A 12,972-nucleotide genomic window follows, 5' to 3' on the forward strand; every position below is an offset into this window, starting at 1 on the left:
ACTGTGGATAACTCAGTTTATCTACTGAATATCAATCACTTCTATATGTACAAAAACTGTTTATTCCACCGTTTAGTCTGGAAGTATCAACAGTGAGTCACCGTAGCAACCAAACATATAGCCATTCTTCACAGCCTTCTTGTATGCCTCATATACCAGGTCGTAACCACCAAAGGCAGCAGTACACATCATCAAGGTTGACTCTGGATGATAGAAGTTGGCAACAGCACAGTCAGCCAATCCGAAATCGTATGGAGGGAAGATGAACTTATTGGTCCATCCATCAAACTCCTTCATCATTCCGTCTGTACCTACAGCAGTTTCAGTAGCCTTCATCACGCTGGTACCGATGGCGCATACGCGATGACCTTCCTGCTTGGTCTTATTCACCAGTTCGCAAGCTTCCTTAGAGATAATCATCTGCTCAGATCCATCTTGTGCTTGGTAAGGTCCTCTACCTCAATCTCGTGGAAGTTGCCCAATCCGCAATGCAGGGTGATGTAAGCCTCGTTGATACCGTTGATTTCCAGGCGCTTCATCAACTCACGAGAGAAATGAAGACCAGTAGCAGGAGCAGTTACGGCACCCTCCTTCTCAGCGAAAACACACTGGAAGTCGTCCATATCATCCTCTGTAGCATGGTGATCCTCACGGGCATCGATGATATAGCGAGGAAGCGGAGCCTCACCCAATGCAAAGAGCGAACGCTTGAAGACATCGTGATTGCCATCCTCATCATAGAGGAAACGGAGGGTACGGCCACGGCTTGTGGTATTATCGATAACCTCGGCTACCATCTCGTTGACATCATCGAAGAAGAGCTTGTTGCCGATACGGATCTTGCGCGCAGGCTCTACCAGCACATCCCAAAGACGCATCTCGGCATTCAGCTCACGGAGCAGGAACACCTCAATCTTGGCATCGGTCTTCTCCTTGGTACCATAAAGGCGCGCTGGGAATACCTTCGTATCATTGAAGATGAAGGTATCACCCTCTTCGAAGTAGTTGACGATATCCTTGAACTGCAGGAATACTGGATTGCCATCAGCATCCACCATATCCTTGCCATTCTCGTCCTTCTTATACATATCGATGGTTTCAGACTTCTTGTGGAGCACCATGAGTCGAGACTCGTCACGACGGGTAATCTCGAATGTACGTTCACCACTGGCAGTCTTGACCACACGCTTAGTCTTATGTGGATAAAGTGCCACCTGAGCAGCTGGCAACTTAAAGTTGAATTGTGATAGTTTCATGTGATATTATATCTCCTTTCTTAAGATGATTTACTATTAATGTCATATCTCGAAGTTCGAGCCTAGTTATTGGCAAGGCTGTCTTCTATCTCCTGTGCATCGAGCCATTCCTGGAAATAGTCAAAGTCGATACAGTTCTCTACCGAGAAGCTTCCAGCCTTGGTACGGCGGAGGGCTGTCAGGAAGGCACCGCTATCCAGGGCACGACCGATGTCGCGCGCCAGGGAACGGATGTAAGTACCCTTACCGCAAACCACACGGATGCTTGCCGTCTTCTCCTCATCGTTGTAATCGGTGAGTTCAATCTCATCCACACGCACGGTCTTAGGTTTCAGCTGCACCTCCTCGCCTGCTCTACGCAGGGCATAAGAACGGTCGCCATTCACCTTTACGGCACTATAGGTAGGTGGAACCTGCTGAATCTCACCAACAAACTTCTTCAGCACCTCCTCTACCAGCTCACGGGTGATGTGCTTGGTAGGGAAAGTATGGTTTACACTGTGCTCCTTATCGTAGCTTGCCGTGGTAGCCCCCAACTGAAGGGTTGCCGTATATTCCTTGGTATGTGTCTGCAACTGCTCAATCTGCTTGGTACATTTACCCGTGCAGAGCACCAACACACCCGTAGCAAGGGGATCGAGCGTACCGGCATGTCCTATCTTCACCTTGAAGCCGAGTTTCTTGCTGAGCAGATAGCGAACGTGCGCCAATGCTCCAAAGCTCGACATGCGATAAGGCTTGTCGATGGCTATAATTTCTCCTTTTCTGAAATCCATATATTAAATGATTGAACAGATGATGGTAACGGCACCTGCAATAGCACAATAGATACCGAAATATACCAGCTTACCCTTCTTCACGATATTGATCATCCACTTACAAGCCAGACAACCTGATACGAATGCTGCCACGAAGCCCACAATCATAGGGAATGCATCGATGCCGCCAAGAGCCTCTTCTCCCTTCAGACCCTTCAGGAGGTCGAGCAATGCCTCACCCAAGATAGGAGGAATCACCATGAGGAATGAGAACTGAGCCATCTTCTCCTTCTTGTCACCCAGCAAAAGACCGGTAGCAATGGTAGTACCAGAGCGTGAAAGACCTGGCAATACTGAAAGTGCCTGACCGAGACCGATGATGAATGCATGCAGAGGAGAAATGTTCTCCTTCTGGCGTGGCTTGGCGAAGTAAGAGAAGGTAAGAAGACATGCTGTTACGAGAAGCATGATGCCCACGATGAGCAAGCCTGAACCGAACACTTCCTCTACCTTGTCCTTGAAGAACAGACCTACAACTCCTACAGGAATCATAGAGATAACGATATTGAGGGCATACTTTGTTTCCTCATTCATCTGGAACTTGAAGAGACCCTTCAGAATCCAGTCGATTTCCTTCCAAAGAATTACCAATGTACTCAGCACGGTAGCTACATGTACCATGATGGTAAAAGTCAAGTTATCCTCACCATTGATGCCAAAAAGATGGGCACCGATAGCCAAGTGACCACTACTACTTACAGGCAAATACTCTGTGAGACCCTGGATGAGTCCCAACACTAAAGCTTCAAACCAATTCATTGATTACTGATTATTTTTTATACCTTATTATATATAGGGAATTGCAAAGCCTACTCCCTTGTTTATTTACTTGATTGTCTTACCCTATTCGTCCTTAGGCTTGCGTATAACCGCATAGATAATCGAGAGGAAACCAAACAGGGTAACGGTTGGTGCCACTACAATACGGCGAGTACTGAAAATATCAGCATCGAAAGAGTGCTCGTTAGAGCCAGCGCCGCTCATCAGGAGGAAACCGATGATGACAATTGCCATACCAATTGCCAGCAAGATGAAGTTCATCTTGTCAAATGCTAAATTCTTCTTATCCATTATATATAATGTTTAATGTGTAATGTTTAATATGTAATGTGTCATGTGCAAAGTGCAATGTGCAAAGTTTAAATCTTATACAAATCTCCCGCCTTCATCTTGAGGAACTTGTTCACCGATATACTGGCACAGAGAGCTGTAATGATGATACCGAAGAGGAATACCGAACCACCTGTGATGGCAAGTTCCTGCCAGCCGAGCACATTGACCAGCTCCGGCTCGTGAACCGACCAGGCATAGAGGCATCCACCGAGGAAACCATCAGCAAGCAAAGCCGCTATCACACCCACCAATACAGCCCTCTTGATGAATGGCTTACGGATGAAGCCCCAGGATGCACCCACCAGCTTCATGGTATGGATGGAGAATCGGCGGGCATAGATGCCCAGTCTCACCGTATTGTTGATAAGCGAGAACGAGATAAAGGTAAGCAGTGCGGCTACGATAAGAAGTCCGATGCTTATCTTGGTGAGCGAATTGTTCACCTGTTCTATCAGGTCGTGCTGATAACTTACTTCCGTCACGCGCGAGTAGCTTTTCAGTTCCTTGGCTATCCACTTCAGGGAATCATTGTTGGCATAATCCGCCTGTGTCGTGATTTCGATAGATGGCTGGAAAGGATTCACACCGGCAAATTCGCTAGGATTGGTACCCAGATCGCGGGTAGCCTCCTTCAAAGCCTGTTCCTTGGTGATATAGGTCAGACCTTTCACGTAAGGACGAGCCTTCAAGCGCTTACACATCTGCAAGCCCTCAGGATTGGTAACATCCTGTTCGAGCATCACCTGTACCACCAGGTTCTCCTTGACATAGGAAGAGAGGTTTCTTCCCATCAATACGGAAAAGATGACCAATCCCAACAAAACAAGCACCATAGCGGTGCTGATACATAAAGTAACGACCTGCAATCCACGATGATTGCGAGGCTTATATTGTTTCTTTCTCATTTCTAAATCTATTAATTTTCAGACCGGAAGGGCGTAATTACCCAAATTGTTTGCAAAGATACACATAAACGAAGAGATAACAAAATAAAATTGCATTTATTTGCATTTATTACTACCATTAATAGAATTTGTTGCTACCATTAATAGAATTTGTTGCTAAGCTTAAATGATTTTTTCGTTCAACGACGTTGAATGTGCGTTCAGCGACGTTGAATGTACGTTCAGCAACGTTGAATGTGCGTTCAGCGACGCTGAACGGAGATTTCTATCAGGGATAGTATCCTTTTCCATGTATCACCGTGTATCACCGATACTATCACCCATACAATCAAACATAAAAAGGGCTAACCTCACGGCCAGCCCTTTCAAAATACTGAGTAAAATTCAAATAGGTATGACTTGAATTTTAATCAAAATAGAAACTAAAGGATCTAAATCCTTCAAAACAAATTTTACATTTTAGTGATGACACCCTTCTCTGAACTCTCCAGGAACTGGATGATGTTCTGAATCTCCGGTCCATCTGGCACCTGATCCTTGATCTGGTTAATGGCATCGAAGAGGGATGTCTGACCATGGAATACCAGTCGGTAGGCATTCGCAATGTGCTTGCGAACCTTCTCGGTAACCTCGGCTGCTTCCATGATGATGGTGTTAGGACCTGCATACTTCACAGGCTTTCCACCGGCAATGATATAAGGAGGAATATCCTTAGAGAAGGTAGTACCTGCCTGAATCATCGCAAGGTCGCCTACTCGGGTCTTGGCGTTCTCTACTACAGATGTTGAGTAGATGACACCGTTACCAATCACGCAGTCGCCTGCAATCTTGGTACCATAACCGAACACGCAACCGTTGCCGATGACGGTATCGTGAGAGATATGGGCACCTTCCATCAGGAAGTTGTTGTTGCCCAGAACGGTCTTGCCACCAGCATGAGTACCACGGTTGATAACCACGCTCTCACGGATGGTATTGTTATCGCCAATCACTACCTCACTCTCCTCACCGGTAAAGTTGAAATCCTGTGGGAGGGCAGCGATAACGGCTGACTGGAACACCTTATTATTATTACCCATGCGAGTACCATTCATGATGCTCGCGAATGGATAGATGATACAGTTATCGCCGATGACCACATCGTCCTCGATATAGGCGAATGGGTAGATTTTGCAGTTATCTCCAATCTTAGCCTTTGGAGAAACCTCTGCCTTTGGACTTATTATACTAGCCATAATAATTTAACATTTAACATTTAACACTAAACATTACTTAGCTCCTCCACCCAATGCATAGTAGAGATTCACTACTGCCTGCATTTTGTAGAAGTCATCAGCTACCTTAGAAAGCTGTACGTTGAGCAGAGATGACTGTGCCTGGATTACCTCCAGGTAAGAACCGCCAGCCTCTGACATCAACTTACGGGTATCCTTTACGTTCTGCTCAAGTACGGCGATGCGCTTAGCCTCCACCTTACCCTTCTCGTCAGAATAGTTGTAGAGCACGAGGGCATTGCTCACCTCGCTACCTGCCTTCAGTACGGCGTTCTGCCAAGTATTGTAAGCCTGCTCGTACTGCATCTTAGCCACCTTAAGGCCAGCAATGATTCTACCATTCTGGAAGATTGGCTGAACCAATGAACCAACAGCAGAAAGCAACCACTTACCTGGATTCACGATGCCCATACCACCAGAGTTGGTGAAGGCACCTGTACCAGAGATAGTGATAGATGGATAGAACTTGCTGCGGGCAGTCTCTACGCCATAGAAGCACTGAGCCAGATTCATCTCGGCTGCATGAACATCAGCACGGTTGTTGAGCAACTGGATGCCTACACCGGTAGAGAAGGTAGCAGGAAGACTCTGATTCTCCAGCTTGCCACGGGCTATAGAATGAGCCTGGTCGCCGATGAGAAGACTCAGGGAGTTCTCTGTCTCACGAATCTGACGCATCAGGTCGGTCTTCTGAGTCAACACAGCATAGTAGTTGCTCTCGGCAGCCTGAACAGAAGTTCCGCGATAACCAATCTTGGTATCTTTCAGCACCTTCATGGTCTCCCAGGTTTCCTTGGTCAATCCTTCCATATTGTTAACCAGCTCCACCTGCTTGTCGAGCATCAACAAAGTATAATACATGTTGGCGATGTTGGCGATGAGGTTGGTCTTGACAGACACCTGATAGTCCTGCAACTGGAGCAGCGCCATCTGGGCACTGCGCTTCTGAGAGAGCAGGTTGCCGAAAAGGTCAACCATCCAACTGGCAGTTACAGGCAAGCTGTAAGTCTTGGTAGCAGCATTGCCATCCCAGGAAGCGATGGTTCCCTGAGGAGTGAAAGACAAAGAAGGCACAAACGCCAACTTGGCACACTTCAACTGCTCTTCAGCCATCTTCACGTTCAAAGCCGCATTGAGCAGGTTGACATTGTTGTTCAATCCCTTCTCAATGATTGACTGGAGCTGAGGGTCGGTGAAGACGCTGCGCCAAGGGATGTTAGCGAAGGTAGTAGTATCCTTTACAGCCAAAGTATCTGTATCAGAAGCTACATCGCGAACGATACCGCTGGTCTTCACATCCGGACGCTCATACTTTCCGTAGAGAGTCTTGCAGCTGCTCAAGGAGAGCGCTGCGAGACCCAATATGATGATATTTAAATTCTTTTTCATTATTTCCTTTGAAGTTACATTGCGTTATTACTTCTTCTCGATACCTTTCTTGTGGTGAGCTGCATTAGCATACTGCACCAACTCGGCAGCAGCCTCCTCGTTCAACTCATCCTCGAACTTCAATGGAGTCAACTTCTCCTGCAACCATTGGAAGACTGCAAAGAGAGCAGGAACCACGAAGATCTGACAGATAGTACCAATCAACATACCACCCACTGCGGCAGCACCCAGAGTCTGGTTACCATTCTTACCTACACCTGATGCGAACATCAGAGGCAACAGACCGATAACCATCGCCAGAGAGGTCATCAGGATAGGACGGAGACGGGCACCGGCACCCAGGATAGCTGAGTACTTGATAGCCATACCCGTACGACGACGCTCAAGGGCGAACTGTACAATCAGGATGGCGTTCTTAGCCAACAGACCGATCAACATAATCAACGAAATCTGCATGTAGATATCGTTAGAGTGACCGAAGATATTGGTGAAGATGAACGAACCAGCCAGACCGAATGGGATAGACAATACTACAGACAATGGCAAGATGTAACTCTCGTACTGTGCACTCAAGATGAGGTAAACGAATACGATACAGAGTGCGAAGATCAAACCTGTTGAGTTGCTTGATTCAGCCTCAGAACGGGTCAAACCAGAGTACTCATAACCATAGCCTTCTGGCAATGTCTCCTTGGCAACCTCAGCAATCGCCTTCATACCATCACCGGTAGAGTAACCGCTGTTAGGAGTTACAGATACATCCATAGAGGTAAACAGGTTGAAACGTGTGATGTTAGATGGACCATAAACCTTCTTCAAGTTCACGAACTCGCTTACTGGAGACATGGTGCCATCAGCACAACGTACATAAATCTTGCTCAGATCGTCTGGACGCATACGACTCTCAGGACCAGCCTGAATCATCACACGGTAGAGCTTACCGTAAGCATTGAAGTTAGATGCGTAGAGACCACCGAGATACCCCTGCATGACAGACAATACTGTTGATGGAGAGATACCAGCCTGCTTGGTCTTTGCAACATCCACATCTACCATATACTGAGGATAGTTAGGGTTGTACTGAGTCTGAGCGGTCTGGATTTCAGGGCGCTTGTTCAGCTCAGCCAGGAACTTCTTCACATTGCCATAGAACTTGTTCAAGTCACCACCGGTCTTATCCTGCATAGTCATGGTGATACCATTCTGTACAGAGAAACCGGAAATCATAGGTGGAGCGAAGGCAAGAACCTGTGCATCCTTGATGGCAGCAGTCTGCTTGTAGATCATACCCAACACAGAAGTAGATTCCATAGGGTTGACAAAGAGAGCCTCAATACCGCCACCCGTACAAGCCTCCTTGATACGGTGGAAGAATCCACCCGGACGCTCCTCGAATGGCTTCAGCTTCACGATGATGGTACCCTGGTTAGAACCGTCACCACCGATAAAGCTATAACCCATGATGGCGTTACGGGTTGCGATGGCAGGGTTGCTAGCCAGCATCTTATCTACCTGCTTAACCACCTCAGCAGTACGTTCCTGAGAGGTACCAGGAGCAGTAGAGATACAAGCGAAGATAGTACCGGTATCCTCATCAGGCACCAGACCCGTCTTGGTAGTACCCATCAGGGCTACCAGACCTACGATGCTGACAGCCACCAGGCTACCAGCGATGATGCCGTGGTTGATAACCCACTTGACACCACCCTTATACTTATTGGTAATCTTCTCAAACTGATAGTTGAATCCTGCGTGGAATCGATCGATAAAAGACATCTTCTTCTCGTGACCCTCCTCGTGTGGCTTCAGCAACATGGCACAAAGTGCAGGAGACAAGGTCAACGCATTGATAGCCGAAATAACGATAGATACAGCCATGGTTACACCGAACTCACGGTAGAAGTAACCGGAAGTACCACCGATGAATGATACAGGAACGAACACGGCAGACATCACCAATGTAATAGAGATGATGGCGCTGGAGATTTCGTTCATCGCATCGATAGATGCTGTAAGAGCACTCTTGTAACCCTGGTCGAGCTTGGCGTGAACCGCCTCGACCACCACGATGGCATCATCGACCACAATCGCAATCGCCAGCAGCAGGGCGGACAGCGTAAGCAGGTTGATGGAGAATCCGAAAATCCAGAGGAAGAGGAACGTACCAATCAAAGCCACAGGTACAGCAATCATAGGAATCAGCGTAGAACGGAAGTCCTGCAAGAAGATATACACTACGATGAACACCAGTACCAGGGTGATGATCAAGGTGAAGATAACCTCCTCGATAGATGCGAACAGGAACTCGGTAACATCCATCAGGATGACATTCTTCAACCCTGGAGGATAACTCTTCTCCAGTTCATCCAACGTCTTCTTCACGTCGCTTGCAATCTGGGTAGCATTGGATCCGGCAATCTGCTGAACCATACCCATCACGGCAGGCTGACCATCGTTGAGCAGGTTTACATTATACTGCAAACCACCCAACTCAATCTTGGCAACTTCGCCCAGACGGAGCGTCTGACCGGAAGTATTGCTCTTGATGAGGATGTTCTCATACTCCATTGGAGTCTTCAAACGACCCTTGTAACGCAAGGTATATTCATACTGCATATCAGAGCTCTCACCAAAGCTACCAGGGGCAGCCTCGATATTCTGCTCTGCCAAAGCCTGGGAAATATCAGAAGGAACCAGTCCGAACTCCTTCATCTTCTCCGGCTTCAACCAGATACGCATAGAGTAGTTACGGGTAGAAGGGCTCTGCACATCACCCACACCATTGATACGCTTCAACTGAGGAATGACGTTGATCAAGGCGTAGTTGGTAACAAACTGGTCGTCGTAACGGCCATCGTCTGTAGTCAGAGCGAACATGATTACGTTGGAACTCTGACGCTTGGTTACGGTGACACCCACTCTGGTAACCTCGGCAGGCAACAGAGACTGCGCCTGAGACACACGGTTCTGTACATTGACCGCAGCCATATCAGGGTCGGAACCCTGCTTGAAGTAAACGGTAATCTGAGCGAAACCAGAGTTAGACGCAGAAGAGGTCATATAGGTCATGTTCTCCACACCGTTGATACTCTCCTCCAGCGGAGCAACGACAGAGTTCAACACCGTCTGGGCATCTGCACCCGTATAGGTAGCAGTTACCGTGATGGTAGGCGGCGCGATATTCGGATACTGCTCAATAGGCAGCGATACCAAGCCGATGATACCCAGCAAGACGAAGAAGATGGAAACCACCGTCGAAAGTACCGGGCGCTTTATAAAGTTTGTAAATGACATAATTTACTATTTTTCTTTATACCTTATTATATATTACTTCTTGCCGCTCATAGTAGTAGCGAAGGCATGAGCGTTATCCTGAGACTCAGCCAACTCTGCAGCCTCAGCAATCTTCTGATTGTAACGCTCCAAAGTGATAGGCTTAATCTGCTGGCCATCGGTCAACTTGGTGATACCCTTCAATACGATACGATCACCAACATTCAGACCAGAAGTTACGATATAGTTCTTTCCATCATCCTGTGGATTTACCTTGATCTCAGAATACTTCACCTTGTTATCCTTGGTTACTACGTAAACGAAAATCTTATCCTGCACCTGAGAGCAAGCCTCCTGAGGGATGACGATAGCACTGTTATGATCGTTAGGCACAACGATAGAACCTGCACCACCACTCTTCAACAACTTCTCTGGGTTAGGGAAGTGAGCGATGAGAGAGATAGAACCAGAAGTAGCATCGATGACACCACTCATCTTAACCACCTTACCTGGATGATTATAGATAGAACCATCTGCCAACTGCAACTTAACAGCTGGGAACGCAGCAATGGCAGCCTGAACACTACCATTGGTCTTAGACATGCTCAAAATCTGAGACTCAGAGAGTGAGAAGAACACCTCCATGGTGCTGATGTTGGAAACGGTAGTCAAAGCCTGACCAGAAGCGCTAACCAAAGCACCCACCTTGAAAGGAAGGCTACCTACTACACCAGCTGAAGGGCTGGTAACGGTGCACCAAGCCAACTGCTCACGGGCTGAAGCCAAAGCAGCCTCTGCCTGAGCTACCTGAGCCTGAGCTGTAGCCAAACCGTTAGCTGCAGTAGAAAGCTCGTATTCACCGATAATCTTGCTATCATACAACTTCTTATTGTCTGGTAAGTCAACTTTGCAGTGTTAGCCTGAGCCTTGGCTGTATTGACAGCGGCAGCAGCTGAACGGACAGCAGCCTGATAAGTCTCGCTATCGATAGAGAACAAAGCCTGACCTGCTGAAACAGTCTGACCCTCATGTACAAAAACCTTTGTAATGAAGCCAGAAACCTTAGGACGTACCTCAACATCCTGAATACCCTTGATAGTAGCAGGATAGGTTGTCTGCAATGCGGCGCTGGAAGTGCCGATAGTAGCCACGGCAAACTCATCATCGCCAAAGTCAGGCAGACCGCCCTTCTTACTTCCACCACATGATGTCAAAGTTGCAAGAACACAAATTGCTGCAACGAACAAAACGTTTTTTATTTTCATACCTATTTTATATTATATTTATATTATAATTTATTATTTTTTGTCATACCTTATTATATATACCGCCCTCTGGCGGAAACTGAAACAATGCTTTTAGTTTTAAAAGCGGTGCAAAATTACTAATAATAAACGAATAACGGCTCGCAAGGAGCCGTTATTTAACAAAAATTATTCTCTGTTTAAGTTTTCTGCCATATTCAGCCCCATATCCTGGGCTTTCTTCATCAGAAGTTCCATCAGCGGTTCGCGCTCGTTAGCCACCTTGTTGTCCAGCACGGCATCCTTGAGATACTGCTTCAGTACGCCTACTTCGCGGCATGGCTTGAGCTGGAACATCTCCATGATTTCGTTGCCGTCGATACATGGCTGGAGCAGTCGCTTGTAGTCACGCTCCTGAAGATCAACCAGTTTCTCGCGCACCATCTTGAAGTTATCCAGGAATCGCTGCTTGCGCACCTGGTTCTTGCTGGTGATATCAGCCTCGCAAAGCGTCATCAGGTCGTTGATGTCATCACCGGCATCATTCAGCAGTCGGCGCACGGCGCTATCGGTCACCTCCTCATCCGCTATCACGATCGGACGCATGTGAAGCTCCACCAGTTTCTGCACATACTTCATCTTGGCATCCATCGGCAGTTTCATGCGGCGGAAGATGCCTGGAATCATCTTGGCACCGATAATGTTATGGCTGTAGAAAGTCCATCCGATGTTGTTGTCCCATCGCTTGCTCTTCGGCTTACCGATGTCGTGGAAGAGTGCCGCCCAGCGGAGCCAGAGGTTATCAGAATGCTTGCAAACATTCTCGAGCACCTCCATCGTATGGTCGTAATTGTTCTTGTGGGCTTTGCCGTTACGGGTCTCCACCTTATCCATCGCCACCAGTTCCGGCAGGATGAGATCGAGTAGTCCGGTATCCTTCAGATAATAGAAGCCGATGCTTGGATGTTTGGAGAGCATAATCTTGTTCATCTCGTCGCAGATACGCTCGCCACTGATAATCTTCAGTCGTTCGGCATTGCGCGAGAGAGCGGCATAAGTCTCATCTTCTATCTGGAAATTGAGCTGGGTAGCAAAACGTACACATCTCATCATACGGAGCGGGTCATCAGAAAAGGTGATATCCGGATCGAGCGGAGTGGCGATGATGCCATCTTCCAGATCATAGACACCGTCAAACGGATCGACAAGTTCGCCAAAACGGTCCTTGTTCAGGCAGACCGCCATTGCATTGATGGTGAAGTCGCGACGGTTCTGGTCATCCTCCAGGGTTCCATCCTCTACAATCGGCTTGCGCGAATCACGGTTGTAACTCTCCTTTCGTGCTCCCACAAACTCTACTTCTGTATCCTTATACTTAACCTGTGCGGTTCCGAAATTTCGGAACACCGAGAGATGTGCCTTCTTGCCCAGCTTCTTCTTGAGGGCAGAAGCCACCTCTATTCCGCTACCCACCACTACGACATCGATGTCATTGGAAGGGCGCTCCAGAAAGAGATCGCGCACATATCCACCTACAACATAGCATTCCACAGACAGGGCGTCCGCCGCCTCTGAAATCTCGTGAAAAATATCCTTATCTAGTATTTGCGCCAGTTCGGCATTGGTCAAATTTCTCATACTCATTTTATTTCGGGGTGCAAAGTTACTGTAAAATAAGCGAAAAACAAAATAATTATTTG

8 protein-coding genes and 2 pseudogenes are annotated in these 12,972 nt (G+C 47.4%); all 10 read right to left on the reverse strand.

From position 1 onward, the window contains the following. Nucleotides 1-72 precede the first annotated feature (72 nt). Nucleotides 73-1,256, reverse strand: a pseudogene (gene queA / locus DW830_RS02120) (tRNA preQ1(34) S-adenosylmethionine ribosyltransferase-isomerase QueA). 62 nt (nt 1,257-1,318) lie between these two features. Next, nucleotides 1,319-2,032 (reverse strand): tRNA pseudouridine(55) synthase TruB, encoded by a 714-nt coding sequence (truB, locus tag DW830_RS02125; protein WP_119248695.1) that lies wholly within the window; start codon nt 2,030-2,032, stop codon nt 1,319-1,321. 3 nt (nt 2,033-2,035) lie between these two features. Next, the gene (locus tag DW830_RS02130; protein WP_119248696.1) at nt 2,036-2,833 is read right to left on the reverse strand and encodes an undecaprenyl-diphosphate phosphatase; all 798 of its coding nucleotides are present in this window, start codon (nt 2,831-2,833) and stop codon (nt 2,036-2,038) included. An 84-nt stretch (nt 2,834-2,917) separates the two neighbouring features. Further along, a complete protein-coding gene (locus tag DW830_RS02135) occupies nt 2,918-3,145 on the reverse strand; it encodes a DUF3098 domain-containing protein (RefSeq protein WP_119248697.1) in 228 nt (75 codons plus the stop codon). Nucleotides 3,146-3,213: 68 nt separating this feature from the next. Further along, nucleotides 3,214-4,092, reverse strand: coding sequence for a cell division protein FtsX (locus DW830_RS02140; RefSeq protein ID WP_119248698.1), 879 nt, complete (start codon nt 4,090-4,092; stop codon nt 3,214-3,216). A gap of 452 nt (nt 4,093-4,544) precedes the next feature. After that, a complete protein-coding gene (gene lpxA / locus DW830_RS02145; RefSeq protein WP_119248699.1) occupies nt 4,545-5,327 on the reverse strand; it encodes an acyl-ACP--UDP-N-acetylglucosamine O-acyltransferase in 783 nt (260 codons plus the stop codon). A gap of 33 nt (nt 5,328-5,360) precedes the next feature. Beyond that, nucleotides 5,361-6,755, reverse strand: a complete 1,395-nt coding sequence (locus tag DW830_RS02150; RefSeq protein WP_119248700.1) for an efflux transporter outer membrane subunit — start codon at nt 6,753-6,755, stop codon at nt 5,361-5,363. A 27-nt stretch (nt 6,756-6,782) separates the two neighbouring features. Further along, a complete protein-coding gene (locus DW830_RS02155) occupies nt 6,783-10,049 on the reverse strand; it encodes an efflux RND transporter permease subunit (protein ID WP_119248701.1) in 3,267 nt (1,088 codons plus the stop codon). A 33-nt stretch (nt 10,050-10,082) separates the two neighbouring features. Continuing rightward, a pseudogene (locus DW830_RS02160) lies at nt 10,083-11,293 on the reverse strand (efflux RND transporter periplasmic adaptor subunit). 168 nt (nt 11,294-11,461) lie between these two features. Next, nucleotides 11,462-12,910: a CCA tRNA nucleotidyltransferase gene (locus DW830_RS02165; protein WP_119248736.1), complete on the reverse strand. Its 1,449-nt coding sequence runs from the start codon at nt 12,908-12,910 to the stop codon at nt 11,462-11,464. Nucleotides 12,911-12,972 lie beyond the last annotated feature (62 nt).

It is taken from the genome of Prevotella sp. AM34-19LB (assembly GCF_003468525.1).
GTDB lineage: Bacteria > Bacteroidota > Bacteroidia > Bacteroidales > Bacteroidaceae > Prevotella.